Annotated in this window: 19 protein-coding genes; 6 read left to right on the top strand and 13 right to left on the bottom strand. The window is 73.0% G+C overall.

All coding sequences use genetic code 11. From position 1 onward, the window contains the following. Nucleotides 1-191 precede the first annotated feature (191 nt). The 4 genes from MED01_RS23670 to MED01_RS23655 form a co-directional block, all read right to left on the bottom strand. Nucleotides 192-1292 (bottom strand): magnesium and cobalt transport protein CorA, encoded by a 1101-nt coding sequence (locus tag MED01_RS23670; protein ID WP_238670763.1) that lies wholly within the window; start codon nt 1290-1292, stop codon nt 192-194. 131 nt (nt 1293-1423) lie between these two features. Then, complete coding sequence (locus MED01_RS23665; protein ID WP_238670762.1) at nt 1424-2035, bottom strand: class F sortase; 612 nt, start codon at nt 2033-2035, stop codon at nt 1424-1426. 86 nt (nt 2036-2121) lie between these two features. Next, a complete protein-coding gene (locus MED01_RS23660; protein ID WP_091406610.1) occupies nt 2122-2607 on the bottom strand; it encodes a hypothetical protein in 486 nt (161 codons plus the stop codon). A gap of 310 nt (nt 2608-2917) precedes the next feature. Beyond that, entirely contained in the window at nt 2918-3751 is an 834-nt protein-coding gene (locus MED01_RS23655; protein ID WP_238670761.1) for an ArsR/SmtB family transcription factor, read from the bottom strand. Nucleotides 3752-3895: 144 nt separating this feature from the next. Between MED01_RS23655 and MED01_RS23650 the strand changes: the two genes are divergently transcribed. Genes MED01_RS23650 through rnhA form a run of 3 tightly spaced genes read left to right on the top strand, consistent with a single transcriptional unit; the run spans nt 3896 to nt 6984 of the window. Continuing rightward, the gene (locus tag MED01_RS23650; protein ID WP_238670760.1) at nt 3896-5164 is read left to right on the top strand and encodes an MFS transporter; all 1269 of its coding nucleotides are present in this window, start codon (nt 3896-3898) and stop codon (nt 5162-5164) included. A 55-nt stretch (nt 5165-5219) separates the two neighbouring features. Next, the gene (locus MED01_RS23645; RefSeq protein ID WP_238670759.1) at nt 5220-6500 is read left to right on the top strand and encodes a lycopene cyclase family protein; all 1281 of its coding nucleotides are present in this window, start codon (nt 5220-5222) and stop codon (nt 6498-6500) included. Nucleotides 6501-6510: 10 nt separating this feature from the next. Continuing rightward, complete coding sequence (rnhA, locus tag MED01_RS23640; protein WP_238670758.1) at nt 6511-6984, top strand: ribonuclease HI; 474 nt, start codon at nt 6511-6513, stop codon at nt 6982-6984. Nucleotides 6985-6990: 6 nt separating this feature from the next. Here the strand turns inward: rnhA and MED01_RS23635 are convergent, their stop codons facing one another. The 3 genes from MED01_RS23635 to MED01_RS23625 all read right to left on the bottom strand — a co-directional run bounded on the left by MED01_RS23635 (nt 6991) and on the right by MED01_RS23625 (nt 9358). Continuing rightward, nucleotides 6991-7227: a preprotein translocase YidC gene (locus MED01_RS23635; RefSeq protein WP_238670757.1), complete on the bottom strand. Its 237-nt coding sequence runs from the start codon at nt 7225-7227 to the stop codon at nt 6991-6993. A gap of 72 nt (nt 7228-7299) precedes the next feature. Further along, nucleotides 7300-8187 (bottom strand): pentapeptide repeat-containing protein, encoded by an 888-nt coding sequence (locus MED01_RS23630; RefSeq protein ID WP_238670756.1) that lies wholly within the window; start codon nt 8185-8187, stop codon nt 7300-7302. A 73-nt stretch (nt 8188-8260) separates the two neighbouring features. Then, a complete protein-coding gene (locus MED01_RS23625) occupies nt 8261-9358 on the bottom strand; it encodes a DUF5919 domain-containing protein (protein ID WP_238670755.1) in 1098 nt (365 codons plus the stop codon). Nucleotides 9359-9539: 181 nt separating this feature from the next. On the opposite strand from MED01_RS23625, the gene MED01_RS23620 reads away from it, so the two are divergent. Then, complete coding sequence (locus tag MED01_RS23620) at nt 9540-10148, top strand: hypothetical protein (RefSeq protein ID WP_238670754.1); 609 nt, start codon at nt 9540-9542, stop codon at nt 10146-10148. Between the two features lie 19 nt (nt 10149-10167). Here MED01_RS23620 and MED01_RS23615 read toward each other — a convergent pair whose 3' ends face one another. After that, complete coding sequence (locus MED01_RS23615) at nt 10168-10974, bottom strand: SDR family oxidoreductase (protein ID WP_238670753.1); 807 nt, start codon at nt 10972-10974, stop codon at nt 10168-10170. A gap of 79 nt (nt 10975-11053) precedes the next feature. Here MED01_RS23615 and MED01_RS23610 point away from each other — a divergent pair, with 79 nt between their 5' ends. Further along, nucleotides 11054-11656: an MBL fold metallo-hydrolase gene (locus tag MED01_RS23610; protein ID WP_238670752.1), complete on the top strand. Its 603-nt coding sequence runs from the start codon at nt 11054-11056 to the stop codon at nt 11654-11656. On the opposite strand, the gene MED01_RS23605 is transcribed toward MED01_RS23610, so the two are convergent. Both MED01_RS23605 and MED01_RS23600 read right to left on the bottom strand, forming a co-directional pair. Beyond that, the gene (locus MED01_RS23605; RefSeq protein WP_238670751.1) at nt 11629-12369 is read right to left on the bottom strand and encodes a B3/B4 domain-containing protein; all 741 of its coding nucleotides are present in this window, start codon (nt 12367-12369) and stop codon (nt 11629-11631) included. The genes MED01_RS23610 and MED01_RS23605 overlap by 28 nt on opposite strands. Before the next feature lie 7 nt (nt 12370-12376). Further along, a complete protein-coding gene (locus MED01_RS23600) occupies nt 12377-12988 on the bottom strand; it encodes a LysE family translocator (RefSeq protein ID WP_238670750.1) in 612 nt (203 codons plus the stop codon). Between the two features lie 62 nt (nt 12989-13050). Between MED01_RS23600 and pdxR the strand changes: the two genes are divergently transcribed. Next, nucleotides 13051-14538, top strand: a complete 1488-nt coding sequence (gene pdxR, locus MED01_RS23595; RefSeq protein WP_238670749.1) for a MocR-like pyridoxine biosynthesis transcription factor PdxR — start codon at nt 13051-13053, stop codon at nt 14536-14538. Here pdxR and MED01_RS23590 read toward each other — a convergent pair. The 3 genes from MED01_RS23590 to MED01_RS23580 all read right to left on the bottom strand — a co-directional run bounded on the left by MED01_RS23590 (nt 14520) and on the right by MED01_RS23580 (nt 17232). After that, nucleotides 14520-15098 carry a dihydrofolate reductase family protein gene (locus MED01_RS23590; protein ID WP_238670748.1) on the bottom strand — a complete coding sequence of 193 codons (579 nt, stop codon included), beginning with the start codon at nt 15096-15098 and terminating at the stop codon, nt 14520-14522. The genes pdxR and MED01_RS23590 overlap by 19 nt on opposite strands. Before the next feature lie 92 nt (nt 15099-15190). Next, entirely contained in the window at nt 15191-16612 is a 1422-nt protein-coding gene (locus MED01_RS23585) for a DUF6297 family protein (RefSeq protein WP_238670747.1), read from the bottom strand. Next, nucleotides 16609-17232: an ABC transporter ATP-binding protein gene (locus tag MED01_RS23580; RefSeq protein ID WP_112602474.1), complete on the bottom strand. Its 624-nt coding sequence runs from the start codon at nt 17230-17232 to the stop codon at nt 16609-16611. The genes MED01_RS23585 and MED01_RS23580 overlap by 4 nt, the downstream gene beginning before the upstream one ends. Nucleotides 17233-17246: the final 14 nt, after the last annotated feature.

Here is a 17246-nt window from a genome sequence, read left to right as displayed (position 1 = left end):
ACCCCCACACCCCCACACCCCCGCGATCTTGCACTTTCTGCCCCGGCATAAGGTGCGGAAGGTTCATATCGACGACAGAAACTGCAAGATCGCGCAGGGCGAGGCGCGGGGCGAGGCCGGGGCGCGGGCGCGGGGCGCGGGCGCGGGGCGCGGGGCGCGGGCGGGGCGGGGCGCGGGCGGGGTGCGGGGGGTTAGAGCCAGCCGGAGCGGCGGAACAGCCGGTACAGGAACAGGGCCGCCGCCGCCATCAGGGTGAGGGCCCCGGCGTAGCCGTAGCGCCAGGCCAGCTCGGGCATGTGGTTGAAGTTCATGCCGTAGATGCCGGCTATGCCGGTCTGGGTGGCCGCGATGGCCGCCCAAGCGGCGATCTTGCGCATGTCGTTGTTCTGCTCGACGGCGAGCTGCGCCAGTCGCGACTGAACGATCGAGGTGAGCAGGTCGTCGTACGCGGCCACCCGGTCCACCGCCCGGCTCAGCCGGCCGTCGACGTCGACGAACCAGCGGTGCAGGGCACGCGGCGGACCGTCGGGTTCGAGCAGCGTACGCATCGGCGCCTGCAACGGCAGGACTGCCCGCTTGAACTCCACCACCTCCCGTTTGAGCTGGTAGATGTGCTGGATGTCGGCGCTGCGGTCGCGGGCGAACACCGCCTCCTCGACCCGTTCCAGGTCCCGTTCCACGTGCCCGGCCACCTCCAGGTAGGAGTCGACCATGCGGGCGCAGACCGCGTACGCCACCGCCCACGGGCCGGCGGCCAGCAGCGCGGGGCGGCGCTCGATGTCCGCGCGGACGCTGCGCAGTGCCCCGGCGGCGCCGTGCCGCACAGTGATGGCGAAGCGGTCGCCGAGCAGCACCATCACGTCACCGGTGTCGATCACCTCGGAGGTGTCGGTCAGCTCGTCGTGCTCCACGTACCCGGCGGTGCGCAGGACCAGCAGCGTGACCGGCCCGTGGCGCTGCACTGTGGGCCGGTGCCCGTCGGCGAGGGCCTGTTCGACTGTCAGTTCGTCGAGGCCGAAGGTCTGGCCGACGGCGGCGAGCACGGCCGGGCCGGGATCGTGCAGTCCCAGCCACACGAAGGCGTCGCGGCGGTGCCGCGCCCGGGCGTACGCGTCGGCGTAGTGCGGTTGACCGGGTTCGCGGCGGCCGTTGACGTAGACGGCGCAGTCGACCACGGCGTCCGGGTTGGACCGGCGGGGGGTGGGGGAGGCGCCCTCGACCCGTCCGAGCAGTCGCCGGGCCAGGGCGCGTACGCCTCGACCGGTCCGGTCCCGTACCGGTCGCTGATCCACCGCGTGCCTCCCCGTCGCCGGCGCACCGTCCCGATCAGGGGATGGTGCCACCGCATTCTGCCGACCAGGGTCCGGCTCCCGACAGCGGGGAGGCGGCGCGGGCGTGCTCGGTTTCAGGCGGGTGGTCCGGTTCAGGCGGTGCGGGTGGCGAAGACGACGATGTTGTCGACGTAGTTGCCGGTCGCCGCGTCGAACCGGCCGCCGCAGGTGATCAGGCGTAGCCCGGCGGCGTCGGCCGGGCCGTAGACCAGGGTGGTGGGGAAGTGCTCCTTGGGGTACGCCCGCACGTCGTCCACTGTGAATGTGGCGACCCGCGCGTCGGCGCGGGTGACCTGCACCTGCTGCCCGGCGCGGAGCCGACCGAGGTCGAAGAAGACCGCGGGGCCGGAGGGCGCGTCGACGTGTCCGACCAGGACGGCGTTGCCTGTCTCACCGGGGCTGACCCCGTGCCGGTACCAGCCGGCGAGGGTGGGCCGGTCCAGCGGCGGCACCTCCAGCACCCCGGCGGCGTCGGCGCCGACGGGGACGATGTCGGCGCGTACGTCGATGGCGGGGATCTGCACCCGGATCGGCGCGGCGGGTGGCAACGGCGCCAGGTCCGGTGCGGGGTGGGTGCGGGTCGGCGCGTCGGCCGACGGTAGTGGTGGCCGCGCCGGGTCGGCGGTGAGGCCGACGGTGATCAGCCCGAGCCCGGTCACGCCGAGCAGGGCTACCACTGCCGGTAGGGTTCGCCGCCACCGCACGTGTGCACCTCCGTACCGGGTCGTCGGGGTGCCCGCGCCGGTGTCACCGGCGCGGGCACCCGTCTCAGGGATGGAACGGTCGCCGATCAGGCGACAGTGGACACCGGACGGCGCCGGCGGATCAGGATCACCGCGCCGGCGAGGGCGGTGCCGAGCAGCGTGCCGCCGGCGGCGAGAGCGCCGGTGTCACGGTTGTCGCCGCCGGAGCCGGCCGGCGCGCCGCCGATCGGGGTGACGGCGAAGGTGGCGGTGCCGGCCGAGCTGCCGTCGCCGCAGGTCGCCGCCACCGTGTACGTGCCCAGGGTGAACCCGGCGGTGAAGAGCTCGGCGCTCAGCCCACCGCCGGCGGCGGCCGTGGTGGATCGGACGTTCTGGTCGCGGTTGGGGCCGGTGACCCGGAAGAGGGCGTCACCCGACTTCGGGTTGCAGGTCGTCGCGGTGAGCACGACGGTCCCACCGACCGGGGTGGTGGCCGGTGACACAGTGGTGTCGGCCAGTGCGGCGCCTGGCAGCAGGAGCGTGCCGAGGCCCACGCCGAGCGCCGCCGAGCAGAGTGCTGTTGAGACCTTCATACGCGTCTTCCCTCACTTTTCGTCCGCTGACTGCGTGGGACGTCGTTCGGGTGGCCAACTCCGTGACTAGCACCGGTGTGCCCAACACTAGGTGGGTTGGGTCCACGATCAGGTGAAAATGAGAAATCCTCGTTGCCGTCACGTGTCCACCCGAAGGTGGGGAGAGCTGCGGAAAGGCCCGGACGACCCGACCGGCACCGGTGCTCCGATCGATGTCTGCTCCGGCCGGGCTGTCGTCGCTGGGCCGATGGCGAGGTATTGCCGACGACGGCGGAAATGCACCGCCTGGGGTAGCGCGATCCGCGCTCGGTCAGCGGGCCTGGGCCGGGGTCGGGTCGGGCATCGGCTCGCCGGTCTCCAGCAGGGTCTTGAGGCTGGCCAGCAACTCCGGCCAGCCGCCGCTGCCGTCGAGCTGGCCGCTGATCGCCCGGTGCATCTCACTGCCGGGGGAGAAGTCGTCGTGGATGACGGTCAGCCGGACGGTCGACCCGCTGTGCGGCGCGATCTCGAATGTCACAGTCGAGCGGCGCTCACCGAGCCGGGCGGCCAACTCCTCGGCGGACCAGCCGAAGTGCGCGGCGTGTTCGGCCTGGAAGCCGTGCCAGCTGTAGGAGAGCCGACGGTACGGCTCGGCGACGAGCACCCGCTGGCCGAGGTCGCGCGGCTCGCCGTCCGGTGCGTCCTGCCACAGCACGGGTGACCCGACCTGCCAGTCTGAAATCAGCGCGACTCCACCCCAGTAGCGACTGGTGAACGCCGGTTCGGTGAGCGCGGACCACAGTCGCTGCGCGGTGGTGGTCACGTAGGTGGTGTAGACGAAGGTCGGGCTCTCCATGGGTTGTCGCTCCAATGCGGTGGTCAGGTCGGCCAGGGTGGCAGCGCGCTCGCGGTCGTAGCGGCTGAGCCACCGGTCGGCGATGGCGTTGATCGGGGCGGCGTTGAGGTAGTGCAGCTTCTCCCGGCCGCGCCGCACGGTCGTGACGAGATTGGCCGCCTCCAGCACCGACAGGTGCTTGCTGACGGCCTGTCGGGTGCCGGCCAGCCCGTCGCACAGCTCCCGCAGGGTCTGGCCGTTGCGTTCGTTGAGCCGGTCCAGCAGTCGACGCCTGCTGGGGTCGGCCAGCGCCCGGAACGCGTCGTCCATCGACCCTCCTCGCAACAGGCAACCATTCGGTTGCTCGTCACGTTAGGCAACCAAGGGGTTGCCTGTCAATCTGCCCCGGGCGGCCTCCTCCCGGAGGGATAAATCCGCTGGCGGCCGGGGGAGACGCTGGTAGGTTCGCTCGCCGTGACACGGAACGTGGGAGCCGGCCTGGGACCGGTCTTCGCCAAACTCTGGGCGGCGAGCACCCTCTCGGCCCTGGGCAGCGGCCTGGCCACCGTCGCAGCGCCGCTCTTCGTCGCGTCGCGTACCGATGACCCGCTCGTGGTCGCCGGGGCGTCCGCCGTGGCCTGGCTGCCGTGGCTGCTCTTCGCCCTGCCCGGCGGAGTGCTGGTGGACCGGATGGACCGACGCCGCCTGATGATCGTCATCGACCTGGTCCGGGTGGCCGCGCTCGCCGTTCTGGCCACGGCGATCCTCAGCGGCCGGGGCGGGGTGGCACTGCTGTTCGCGGTGCTGTTCCTGGTCAACACCGGTGAGATCGTGTTCCGCGCGGCGAGCCAGGCCATGGTTCCGGTGGTGGTGCCGCGGCACCGCCTGGAGCGTGCCAACGGATGGCTCAGCGGCGGTGCCACCCTCATGCACAGCATGCTCGCCGGCCCGCTCGGCGGCTTCCTGTTCGCGCTCTCGGCAGGCAGCCCGTTCCTGGTCAACGCCGTCACGTACGCCCTCAGCGCCGTGCTGGTGGCACTGATCGGCGGGGACTTCCGGGCCGCCGTCGGCGACACGCACACACGCCGTACCCGGTCGATGGGCGGCGAGATCGCCGAGGGACTGCGCTGGCTGGCCAACCAGCGGCTGCTGCGCACGATGGCGGTGCTGATCGGTCTGCTCAACGTGACCCTCACCGCCGCGCTCGCGGTGCTGGTGCTGCTCGCCGGCGAGCGGCTGGGACTCGGATCCGTCGGCTACGGACTGCTCTTCACCTGCATGGCCAGCGGTGGAGTGCTCGGCGCCCTCCTCGGCGACCGGATCATCGCCCGGATCAGCGCCACCTGGACGATCCGGGTCGGCCTGCTCATCGAGGCGGGGCTGCACCTGGCGTTGGCGGCGTCCCGCAGCACCATCCTGGTCGGGTTCGCGCTGTTCGCCTTCGGCGTGCACGGCGGGTTGTGGAACATCGTGTCGAACTCACTGCGCCAACGACTCACCCCACCGAACCTGCAGGGCCGGGTGGCCAGCACGAACCTCTTCGTCGCGGCGGGCGGCAACTGCGTGGGCGCACTGCTGGGCGGGCTGCTCGCCGCCCGATTCGGCATCACCGCGCCGTACTGGGTCGGGTTGGTGGTGGCGATCGGCGTATCCGCGGCCACCTGGCGGGTCTTCAACCGCGCCGCCGTCGCGCACGCCTATGCCGACCCGCCACCTGTCGAGTCGCCCGCCCCGGTGGCCTGAGCGCCGATCCGGCCCATCCGGTGGTCGCGCGCGAGGGTGTGGCAGCGTGGTCCCTGTGACCGACTCCGCGCCGCTCGACGTCGACCTCGCGCTGCTCGGTGGTGGCGGCGCCGCGTCGTTGCTGCTCGCGGCACTGGACCGCCACGGTGTCCGGGATCTGCGGATCGCCATCGTCGACCCGGTGCGCCGACGCGGTCAGGACCGCACCTGGGCGTTCTGGGGTCACCCCGACAGCGACCTGGACCCGCTGCTCAGCGCGAGCTGGCAGCAGGTCGAGGTGGCGACTGCGGCGCGACGCCGCGTCCTGGACCTCACCCCGCTGCGGTACGCCATGCTCCGCTCCGGCCCGGTCTACGACCGGGCTGCCGACGCCGAGCGTCGCCTCCACGCCACCCGGATCGTCGCGCCCGCCGAGACGGTGCGCGACGACGGTGACCGGGTGCTCGTGGGTACCGGCGACGGGCGCGGCGTACGGGCCGGCTGGGTGCTCGACTCCCGTCCCCGTCCGCCGACGCGAGCGGGGCGGACCACCTGGTTGCAGCACTTTCGGGGGTGGTGGCTGGAGGCGGACCGGCCGGTGTTCGACCCGACGCGTGCGGTGCTGATGGACTTCCGTACCCCGCAGCCGCCCCGGGGCGTCTCCTTCGGGTACGTGCTGCCGGTCAGCGACCGCTACGCCCTGGTCGAGTACACCGAGTTCTCACCGGACCTGCTCACCGACGCCGGGTACGACGCGGCGCTGGCCGGCTACCGGGATCTGCTCGGGCTGGATCCGAGCGTGTTGCGGGTGCGGGAGGTGGAGAACGGGGTGATCCCGATGACCGATGCGCCGTTCCCGGCCCGGCCCACCCCCCGCGTGGTGCGGCTCGGCACGGCCGGTGGCGCGACCCGCCCCTCCACCGGCTTCACCTTCTCCGCCATGTACCGCCAGGCCGACCAGGTGGCCCGCGCCCTCGCCGCGGGCCGCGCGCCGGTGCCCGAGCCGGCCTACCCTCGCCGGCACCGCTGGATGGACGCGGTGGCGCTGCGCGCGCTGGACCGGGGCGGGGTGGGCGGTCCCGAGTTCTTCGACCGGCTCTTCGACCGCAACCCGGCCGAGCGGGTGCTGCGCTTCCTCGACGGCGGCACCACTCCGGCCGAGGAGATCGCGATCATGAATTCGACCCGGCTGTTGCCGATGATCGCCGCGACCGCCGGCGACGCCGTACACCGGGTCCGCGACCGGCTGCGCCCCACCCGGCCAGCGCCGGCCATCCCACCAGCGGTGGTGGGTTCGGCGCCGACGGCTCGGCGCGCCGGCCCCCCGAGCGGGGAGGACGAGGTCCGCGCCCGGTAGGTTGCCGGGCATGGTGGACGCGGCGGCCGGCAGGGGCGTGCAGATCTGGACCGACGGGGCGTGCAGCGGCAACCCCGGTCCGGGTGGTTGGGGCGCGCTGCTGCGCTACGGCGATCACGAGCGGGAGCTGTGCGGCGGTGAGGCCACGCCCACCACCAACAACCGGATGGAGCTGATGGCGGCCATCCAGGCGTTGGAGAGCCTGAACCGGCCGGTCACCGTGGAGCTGCACACCGACAGCACGTACGTGCGCAACGGCATCACCAGTTGGCTGGCGTCGTGGAAGCGCAACGGTTGGCGGACCGCCGCGAAGCAGCCGGTGAAGAACGCCGACCTGTGGCAGCGGCTGGAGGCGGCCTGCGAACGGCACGAGGTCACCTGGCTGTGGGTCAAGGGGCACAACGGTCACCCGGAGAACGAGCGGGCCGACCGGCTCGCCAACAAAGGCATGACCGAGGCCCGGGGCGCGCTGACCAGCCGCTGATCCTGGTCAGCGGGTCGCGTCCGGGTGCCCCGGCATTGTCGACCCGCCGCCGCTGCTGCCGGACGAACCACCGACGACGCCCGAGCTGTCGGGCTCGGTCACGATGTCCGGCCGGACGTCGGTGTCCGCCGGTGCGGGGACCTCGGTGTCCGCCTCGACCTGCACCAGTGCCGCCTGGCCGACCTCGTCCTCGCTGTGCTGCGGGTCGCCCGGCTGCTCACCTTGGCGATTTCGGTAGCCCACGCCGTGCCCCCCGTCGATGCCGGTTCGCGTCGGCGCTGGCTACCCGGCGTCGTCGCGGCCGAAACCTCACGGTCAGCGACGTCGGCCCCGGCGGGCGGGTGCGGGAGACCGGGCCGGCTGACGGACCGGGGTGAGCGGCAGCGCCGTCCAGTGCGCCGGCCGGGTGAGCGTCTGCGGCAGCCCGGTGTGGGTGTCACCCCGGGCGGCGTCCAGCTGGGTCTGGTGCAGGAACAGCGTGCGCCGCAGGTCCGCGCCCCGCAGGTCGGCCCCCCGCAGGTCCGCGCCGGTGACGTCGGCCAGGCCGAGGTCCGCTCCGCGCAGGTCGGCGCCGATGAGCAGCGCCCCGCGCAGGTTGGCCCGGCGGAGGTCGACGCGGCGCAGGTCCACCCCGAGCAGGTGCGCGCCGCGACGGTCGGCACCGCCGGGGGCCCGGGCCGCGTCGCTGACCCGGGACAACAGCGGGTTGATCCGGTTCCGGTGGTCGGCGACGTCCACCGCGCGAAGGTCCGCCGGGCCACCCTCGGTGAGCGTCAGCGTCTCGGCGCGAGCGCGTTCCAGTTCGGCGCGCAGGTCGCCCGGCGGGCGCAGCGCCACCGCCTCGGTGAGGTACCAGAGCAGCTCGTGCAGCGGGCGCAGCACCGCGAACGCCTCAGCCATCACCGGCAACGTCTCCGGCGCGTCCCGCCAGTCCCGCCCGCCGAAGGTCACCTGGGCGACCTGCTGCCCCGCGCCGAAGCAGTCGAACACCGTGCAACCGGGAAAACCACGCTGCCGCAGCTCGGTGTGGATGCCGCAGCGGTGGTCGGGGCGCAGGTTGGGGCAGGGCGACCCGGCCGGCTTGTCGATGGCGAAGTCCGCCGACGCGGCGAAGGCGGGCACCACGCAACACAGCCCGAAGCAGCGTCCGCAGTCGGCGCGCAGCTGCGCCGCCCCGGACGGCGGTGCGGTGCGGTGCGACACGCCGACGGTCCTCCTGGCGATCAGGGTTGGGCCACCATTGTTTCCTGTGCCGAGCCCACGGGTCGCTCGGGGGTCACCGTGCGTGTGTGTCACCGGCCGTCGCGGGGCGGGGCGACGGGGTACGGGCATCGCCCGGTGGCGGCACCAGTCGGCGGACGTCCCGCTCGCCGTCGTCGTGCCCGTACTTCTGGTCGAAGTGCCGTTTCACCACGTCGGCCGGGGTCCGGTCCCCGTCGGCGGGCTCGGCCAGCGCGAACACGCCGGGCGCCGCCCCGGGCGCGCGGGGCGGCAGCACGGCTCGCACCGTCAGCGGCCCGGTCACCCGGAACCCCCGGCAGTCGACGTAGTGCTGCCCGTCCACAGTCACGAACGGCACGCGTACCTCGACAACGTCCGACTCGTCGTGGCGCAGTGTGACCGTGACCGACCAGTACCGCTCCAGGTCGAGGGTGGCCTGCTCGTGCTCCCACAGTTCCTCGAACCGGGCGTGCACGAACCCGCCCCACGGACTGTCCATGTCCACCTCGAGCTGCGGCACGTTGAACGACAGCTTCCCGATCGGAAAGAACGAGATCAGCGCCCGCCCGTCCCACTGGTAGAGCTGGATCGACGGGGACGCGTCGTAGAGCCGGACCTGGAGACGGTGGCGCAGCCGCGAGTCGAGCGCGTCGGCGAACGCGGCCAGGTGGCGCAGGTTGGTACGGATCTGCCGGGGCACGTCCACCCGTTGCCGTTCCAGCTCCTCGGAGCGTTGCTGGGCGGCGGTGCAGTCGGGGTCGAGCAGGAGCAACTGCACCTGGGCGCCGTTGGCCAGCGCCGCGCGCACCGCGCTCAGCGTCTCCTCCCGGTGCCGTTGCTCCAGCAGGATCGTCCAGGTGTCGAGGATGCGCACCCGACGCCCGGAGCGGTGCAACCGCGCCACGAACGCCTGCTGGTCGAAGCTGAGGTGCTCCTGCACCCGCGCCTTGCGGGCCTCCTCGAACAACGGGTCGAAGATGACGTACGAGATGGCCGCGAGGACCACGCTGGCCCCGAGGTTGAGCAGCAGATCGCTGAGGAAGCCGGTGCTGCGCCAGGCGGCCAGCAGCATGACGACGGCGACCGCGAAGAGTGCCCCACCGACGACGAAGGCCCGTCGTTGCCGCCCGCCCCGACCAGCCCACCCGGGCATCAGGTCCCCTTCCGCCGTCGGTCGGCCCCACCGCCGCTTGCTGATCACCGGAATTCGGAGGATACGTGCCCGCTTTGCTGCGCGCTGTCCCGTTCTCCGAGCGATCGGTTCGCCATTGCGAAACGCCCCGCCGCTCATAGGGTGACGGTAACGGAGTCATGCGACCACGGAGGGTGGCGGGGTGGACGAGAGCGAACGCGAGCAGGCGCTTCTCACCGTCCTGACCACCGAGCACTACGCGTTGCAGACCTCTCGCGCCGGCACCATCGCCGAGGCCACCGGCCGCGCCACCATCTTCCTGTCCGTGCTGTCGGCGGCGCTGATCGGCCTCGGCTTCGTCGCCAGTAACGACAAGCTGGTCCGGCCGTACCTGGCCGCGGTGCTCCCGACGCTTGTCATCCTCGGGGTGCTGACGTTTCTGCGGCTGGTGGAGACCACAGTGGAGAATTCCTTGGACCTGCTGCGGATCCAACGCATCCGGGCCTACTACCAACACCAGCTCGCCGGCGAGCATGACTTCTTCGCCGACGCGGTGGTGGCCGACGACGCCATGAGCACCGCCTGGAACCTGGTCGGCACGCGTCCGGGGTGGTGGGAGTTCCTGCTGACCACTGCCGCGCTCGTGGGCGCGGTCAACGCGGTGCTGACCGGACTCGGCATCGCGCTGGTGGCCGCGACCGTCGGGGTCGGGGTCGGGCTGACGGTTGTGGTCGGTGTGCTGGTCGCTGTGGTGGCGTTCGGTGTGCAGTTCACGTACATCGTCCGGGCGTCGGCCGCATCGATGCGCTGACGACGCCCGCCGGTGCCGCTCAGGCCGATCGCCAGTCGTCGTTCGTCAACGCCGTGGCCTGAGGGCCCATCAGCAACATGCCCCCGTCGACCGGCCAGGACGCGCCGGTGACGTACCCGGCGGCGGGGGAGGCGAGCAACGCGACAACTGCGGCCACCTCCCGGGCGTCGCCGGGCCGCCCCAGCGGCACGCCGGGCCGTTCCTGGGTGAACGGGTCGACATCCTCCTGACCGGTCATCGGCGTGGCTATCTCGCCCGGGGCGACGGCGTTGACGGTGATCCCGTCGGCGGCCAACTCCTGGGCCATCACCTTGGTCAGCAGCCCGAGCCCGCCCTTCGCGGCGCAGTACGCGGCCGAGCCCACCCGGGGCGCGTGCTCGTGCACGCTGGTGATGTTGATGATCCGCCCGCCGGCGCCGGTGGCCCGCATCCGTCGCGCCGCCCGCTGGGCGCACAGGAACGGCGCGTCCAGGTCGACGGCGAGCACCTCGCGCCACTGCTCCCACCCGGTGTCGACGAACGACGTCGAGGCCCCGATGCCGGCGTTGTTGACCAGCACCCCGATGCCGCCCAGCCGGTCGGCCAACTCGTCCACCACCGCCGCCGCGTCCGGCAGTCGGGTCAGGTCCACCTCGGCGACCTCGCAACGCCGCCCCGTCGCACGGACCTCGGCGGCCGTCCGGTCCGCGCCGTCGGGGTCGCCGTACCAGGTGATGCCGATCTCGAAGCCGGCCCTGGCCAGCGCCACCGCGCAGGCCTTGCCGATGCCGGAGTTCGCGCCGGTGACGACGGCGATCCTCGGGTAGTTCTCGTATCGCTGTGGCATGCTGCCGCACTACCCCGGCACGGCCGGCCCAACCGCCACGAGGGCCACGGCTCATCTGCCGGCGGCGTACCGTCGCCTGATGCGGATCACCCGATTCACGCACGCCTGTGTCCGCGTCGAGCACGACGGCGGGGTGCTGGTCGTCGACCCGGGGACGTGGAGCGAGCCGCGGGCCCTGGTCGGCGCGGACGCCGTCCTGGTCACCCACGAGCACGCCGACCACATTGACGTGTTGCGGCTCGCCGGTCTCGGTGTTCCCGTGTACGCGCCGGAGGGTGCCCGCCTGCCGGATCTCGCCCCACTGCCGGTGACCCGGGTCCGGGCGGGTGAGCGCTTCACGGCGGCCGGCATCGCGGTCAGCGCGCACGGCGGCCGGCACGCCCCGATCCACGAGGGGCAGCCCGACTGCCCGAACCTCGGCTACCTGATCGGCGGCGAGCTCTACCACCCGGGCGACGCCCTGCACGTGCCGGACGCGCCGGTGCGCACCCTGCTCGTCCCGGCCCAGGGGTCCTGGCTGCGCCTCGACGAGGCGATCCGGTTCGCACGCGCCGTGGGCGCGGCGGCGGCGTACCCGATCCACGACGCGCAGCTCAACGACCGCGGTCTGGCCAGCGTCGCGGGTTGGTTCGCCGAGACGATCCCCGGCTACCGTCACCTGCTGCCCGGCGACACCGCCTGACCCCTGTCGTCGTCCGCCGCCGGGGTGCGGAAACGGGGCGCGGTGGTGGTGAGCACCGCGGCGGCCGTCGGGGCCGACCACCCCTCGGTCAGCTCCGTCACGAGGTCGGCGACCAGCCGGGTCACGGCCGGCCCGCTGCCCGGGTGCAGCGCCTCGGCGACGATCAGCACCGACGAGGTGCCCTCCCGCACAGCCGACCAGCCGCTCTGCCGGTTCGTCCACCGTCGGGCGTGTGCCCGCCCGGCGGAGTCGACGAAGGTCACCTCGCCCGGCTCGGGATGCTCGGTGTCGCCCGCGAAACTCAGGTACGTCTCGTCGCCGTGTGCCGGCCGGACCACCAGGTCGCCGTCGACCCGGTCCAGGTCGAGCGCCGCGACCGGGATGGCGTACGCGGCCGAGATGGCGTTGCAGAGATCGACGAGTGGGTGTACCCGGGGCAGTTCGCCGTCCAGGCGCAGCCGGCGTAGCAGCGCCTCGGCGGCGCACCGGTACTTGGTGGGTCGCAGCCCCATCGCCGCGTACGCCCGCCGCCACGCCTGGATCTCCGGGAACCCGCTCTCGGCCCCACCGGACAACCGCCGCCGTGCCTCGGCGAGATGATCGGCAGTGCGTGCCGCCACGTCGGCGTCGGCGGTGATCCCGGCGGCCTGCACCACGCCGGCGACCAGATCGGGGTACGCGTCGCGAAGCAGCGGAGAATGTTCGAACTGCACTGTGGTCCTATCGGTCGCTGAGGGCGAGGGTCACGCCGAGCGCGACGAACGTGCCGGCGGCGGATCGGCGCAGCCAGTCGGTGACCCGGGGTCGGGTCAGCACCCGGTCGCGTACCCGGGCCGCGAAGATGCCGTAGCCGCTGAACACCACGAAGGTGAGCAGCATGAACACCGCGCCGCAGCCGAGCATCGCCCGGGTCGAGCCCGGTGCCGTGGTGTCCACGAACTGCGGCAGGAACGCGACGAAGAACATCGTCGGCTTCGGGTTGAGCAGGTTGACCAGCACCCCGGAGACGATCACCCGGATCGCCGAGCGGGGTGGGGCGTCGGTGGTCACCGCGAAGGCGTCGCGGTCCCGCGCCATGGACCAGGCCAGGTAGAGCAGGTAGCCGACGCCGAGGTAGCGGACGGTCTCGAATGCCACCGCGCTGGTCTGCATCAGTGCGGCCAGTCCGGTCATCGCCGCCAGCAGGTGCGGCAACGTCCCCAGCGTGCAGGCGAGCGCCGCCAGCACCCCGGCCCGCGCGCCCCGCGACAGGCCGGCGGAGAGCGTGAAGATCACCCCGGTCCCGGGGGTGACCACCACGATCAGCGTGGTGATCAGGAACGGAATGGTCACGGTTGTCCTCCGGCGGAGTTGGCAGGTCTGGCTCCTGCTCACTCTGCTGCCACAATGGTCCGATGGGCAGAGCCAAACCAGCGGCGTCTGACAGGTCCATATCGGCCGGGTCCGACTTCCTGCACCTGACCATCACCGACGCGACGCCGGGCGGGCGCGCCTCCTGGCTGACCGACCGGCTGCGGCAGGCCATCGCCGAGGGGCGGGTGCCGGTCGGTGACCGGCTGCCCCCGACCCGGGTGCTCGCCGCCGACCTCGGTGTCTCCCGGGGCGTGGTCACCGAGGCGTACCAACGCCTCACCGAGGAGGGGCACATCGCCGGTCGAGGTCGGGCCGGCACCGTCGTCGTCGCCGCGCCGGCCGCGCCCACACCCACCCCGGCCGCCGCGCCGGCACCGGTCGTGACCTTCCCGCCGGCACCGGGCACCGACATCTTCGAAGCGGTACGCGCGCTGCACGCCACCATCGACCTGGCGCCCGGCGTACCCGATCTGGCCGCCTTTCCCCGCGCGGACTGGCTGCGCGCCGAACGGAGCGTGCTGCGCCGCCTCGCCGCGGCCGACCTCGGCTACGGCGACCCCTGTGGCACGCCCGCGCTGCGACAGGCCGTCGCCGCCTGGTTGGCCCGCAACCGCGGTATCGGCGTCGACCCCGCCGAAGTGATCATCGTGGCCGGCGTCTCCCAGGCGCTCGGGCTGCTCGCCCAGGCACTCACCGCTGCCGGCGTCGACCGGATCGCCGTCGAGGACCCGGGCTCACTCGGGGTGCGACAGCACCTGAACAACTGGGGGATGGACACCCCGCCGATCACCGTCGACGACGCCGGGCTGCGCGTCGACGAGTTGGTCGCCAGCGGCGTACCGGCCGTGATGCTCACCCCCGCGCACCAGTTCCCGACCGGCGTGGTGCTCGACGGTGACCGCCGCCGCCAACTCGTCGCCTGGGCGCGGGCCGGCGGTCTGATCATCGAGGACGACTACGACGCCGAGCACCGCTACGACCGTCCTCCGGTGCCGGCGCTGCGTGGTCTGCTGCCCGAGCAGGTCTGCTACGCCGGCAGTGTCTCCAAACTGCTCGCCCCCGCCCTGCGGGTCGGCTGGCTGCTCGTGCCAACGTGGCTGCGCGAGGCAGTGGTGGCCGCCAAGCGCAACGCCGACCTGGGCAACGCCGTGCTGCCGCAACTGGTGCTGGCGGAGTTGATGACCTCCGGCGCCTTCGAGCGGCACCTACGGCTGCTGCGCCGTCGACACATCCGCCGGCGGGACGCCATGATCACCGCGCTGGCCCGCGCGTTGCCGTCGGCGACGGTGCACGGCGCCGCCGCCGGCCTGCACCTGATGATCACGCTGGACGACACAGTTGTCGACACCGAGCTGGCGGCGGCGACGCTGGCGCGCGGGGTGAAGGTGCAACCGCTGTCCTGGCACTGCCAGCGGCCGTACCGGCCCGGTCTCGTGCTCGGCTACGCGGCCCGTACGCCCACCGAGATCGAGGACGGCGTCGCCGCTGTCGCCGCCGCCCTCGACCTGGGTCAGCGCTTGACGTCGTAGACCACCTTGAGGATCCCGTTCGAGTAGGTCTCCGACTCCCGCAGCGTCAGCATGTGCTTGTCGCGGTCGGCCCGGCCGAACAGGCTCTTGCCGGCACCGAGCAGCACGGGGAAGACGAGCAGGTTGTACTGGTCGATCAGCCCTTCATCGGACAGCCGCCGGGCCAGCTCCGCGCTCCCGTGGATGAAGATCGCCCCGCCCTCGCCCTGCTTGAGCGCGGCGACGTCCCCGGTCGAGCGCAGGATCGTCGTCGGCCCCCACCCGTCGACGAGCGCGTCGTCGGACAGCGTGCTCGACACCACGTACTTGGGCAGGTCCTTGTAGTCGGCGTGGTCCTCCGAACCGGGCCAGACCGACGCGAACGCCTCGTAGCTGCGACGGCCGAACATCAACGCCGTCGTGTCGGCGAGTTCCTCGCCCTTGAGCGACCAGGCCTCCGGGACGAACTCGAGGTCCTTGAACACCCAACCGCCGCTGCGGTGCTCCTCACCCGGCCCGCCGCCGGGCGAGTCCACGACGCCGTCGAGCGACATGAAACCGGTGTAGACCAGATCGCGCATTGTGTGTCTCCTCGTGCTCGGAACGGGCTGCCGGGTCCACGCTAGATCGCGGTTGCGACGCTGTCTTGGACGGAAACGACAGCCGCTCCGGCTCAGCCCAGGAACAGCTGGATGAGGACCAGCACGGCGAGCAGCGCCGGCCCCCGTGACCCCTGACGCAGCAGGTCGACCGGGATCATCCCGAACGGCGTGTTCACCGTCGCGCCGCCGTAGTCGATCGGCGGGCGGGTGCCGGCCCGGAACGCGGCGGCGACCACCCCCAGCGCCAGCGTCGGCGCCAGCCAGGCCGGCCCCGGGTCGACCGTCGGCACTGTCAGCAACCACCACAGGCCCGCGCCGACAGCCGGCACCACCACGTGGATCCCGCGCAGCAGGTTGTCGCTGCCACCGAGCGCCCGGCGCAGCCCCGGTGAGCGGCTGACCGACCGCAGGCCGCCGGTCAGCCGGTTGGCGGCGAGGTATGCGAAGACCACCTGCGCGGCCCCGGCCAACCCGGGCAGGGCGAGCGCGGCAGCGTACTGCACCCCGATCAGCGCCGCCCAGATCAGCACGGCGCTCGGGTGGCGGCGCAGCCGACGTACGTCGGCCTGGAGCAGCGCCCACCAGCCGGGGCCGGGCCGGAACCGGCGGCTGCGAACCCGGCCGATCCGGCGCCAGCGGCGGCTCTCCACCAGGCCGGTGAGCAGGCTCGGATCCAGCAGGATCGTGGCCGTGGCGGCGGCGTTGGCGAACTGCGCGCCGGTGGTCAGGGTGGCCCGGTCGACCCGGGGCAACGCGCGTACCGCGAGGATCACCCCCAAGCCCACGAGGGGCACCGCGGCGGCGAACAACGCGACGGTCGGCGTCGTCGCCGGCCGGGGCAGGCCGTCGCCGAGGCTACCCACGAGCACCACCAGGGCGGTGATCACCGCCGCCGCCACCATCGGCGCCGCCCCGACCACTGTCGGCCAGCGTCGCCCTGACCGGCTGCCCTGGGCGACGACGCTGAGCGCCAACGCGGCAGCGCCCCACCCCGCGCCGGCCGCCGCCGCCCAGCCCAGGGCGGACGGTTCGCTGACCCCACCGAGCGCCGCCACCGCCACTCCGAGCGCCGCGGTGCCGACCGCCGAGCCCAGCAGCAGGAGGACGAAGCGCGGCGCCAGCCAGGCCCGCCGGTCGATGGGCGCGCTCGTCGCCCAGCTCTGCGTCGCCGGGGTGACCAGCAGCGGACCGAGCGCGCGCAGACCACGCCAGGCCAGCCCCGCGCCGGCCAGCAGCGCGGCGACCGCCAGCCACCACCGCACGCCCGGCTCGGCCCGCCCCACAGTCGGAGAATCCAGCAGGTCGCGGCTGGCGCTGATCGCGAACCAGCCGTACATGCCCACGAACAGGACCATGACGTACGCGTCGCCGAGCACGTCACCGAGGGAATGGTCGTGGTGCCGGCCGCGGGCCTTGCGCAGGTGCGTCCGCACCTGCCGGGCGGTCGGCACCCCGACCGGCGTGTCGGCGATGGTGGCCGGCGCGGCGGTCACTTGCCGATCTCGATGCGCTCGTCGACCACCGCGTCGATCAGCTCCGGGTCGTGCGAGGCCAACAGCACGGCGGTGCCCGCCGCCCGTTCCCGCAGCAGACGGTCGGCGAGCCACTGTCGCCCGCGGACGTCCAGCCGCTGCTCGGGCTCGTCCAGGATCAGCACCCGGCGGGGCCGGACGAAACAGGACGCCAACGCCAGCCGGCGGCGCTGCCCGCTGGACAGCGTCACCGGCAGTTGGTCGCGGGCCGGCTCCAGACCCAGCTCGGCGAGGACCTCCTCGACCGGCTCGGCGTCACCCCCGTGGGCGTACGCGACCAACTCCAGGTGCTCGACCACCGACAGGTCGGGGAAGAAGTCGATGTCGTCAAGGGCGGCCGCCACCAGCGCCCGCACCTGAGGATCGGTCTCGTCGGCCCGGCGGCCCTGCACCAGCACCTCACCCGCGTCCGGCCGGTCGGCGCCGACGACACACCGCAGCAGAGTCGTCTTGCCGCTGCCATTCGGGCCCAGGACCACGGCGATCCGGCCCGCCGGGAGCGTGAAGCTCACCTCGTCGAGCACTACCAGGTTGCCGAAGTTGCGACTGAGTCCCCGTACCGAGAGCGCGTCCACGATCACAGAGTCTCCCAGAG

The organism is Micromonospora alfalfae (assembly GCF_022230925.1).
GTDB classification, from domain to species: domain Bacteria; phylum Actinomycetota; class Actinomycetes; order Mycobacteriales; family Micromonosporaceae; genus Micromonospora; species Micromonospora alfalfae.
The sequence above is the reverse complement of the archived record's forward strand: the minus strand, read 5'-3'. Positions and strand labels throughout refer to the sequence as shown.

Bases quoted from the DNA above. Each gene is read 5' to 3' on its own strand.
- MED01_RS23660 (WP_091406610.1), bottom strand. From the start codon at position 2,607: ATGAAGGTCTCAACAGCACTCTGCTCGGCGGCGCTCGGCGTGGGCCTC.
- MED01_RS23655 (WP_238670761.1), bottom strand. From the start codon at position 3,751: ATGGACGACGCGTTCCGGGCGCTGGCCGACCCCAGCAGGCGTCGACTG.
- rnhA (WP_238670758.1), top strand. From the start codon at position 6,511: ATGGTGGACGCGGCGGCCGGCAGGGGCGTGCAGATCTGGACCGACGGG.
- MED01_RS23625 (WP_238670755.1), bottom strand. From the start codon at position 9,358: ATGCCCGGGTGGGCTGGTCGGGGCGGGCGGCAACGACGGGCCTTCGTC.
- MED01_RS23615 (WP_238670753.1), bottom strand. From the start codon at position 10,974: ATGCCACAGCGATACGAGAACTACCCGAGGATCGCCGTCGTCACCGGC.
- MED01_RS23610 (WP_238670752.1), top strand. From the start codon at position 11,054: ATGCGGATCACCCGATTCACGCACGCCTGTGTCCGCGTCGAGCACGAC.
- pdxR (WP_238670749.1), top strand. From the start codon at position 13,051: ATGGGCAGAGCCAAACCAGCGGCGTCTGACAGGTCCATATCGGCCGGG.
- MED01_RS23590 (WP_238670748.1), bottom strand. From the start codon at position 15,098: ATGCGCGATCTGGTCTACACCGGTTTCATGTCGCTCGACGGCGTCGTG.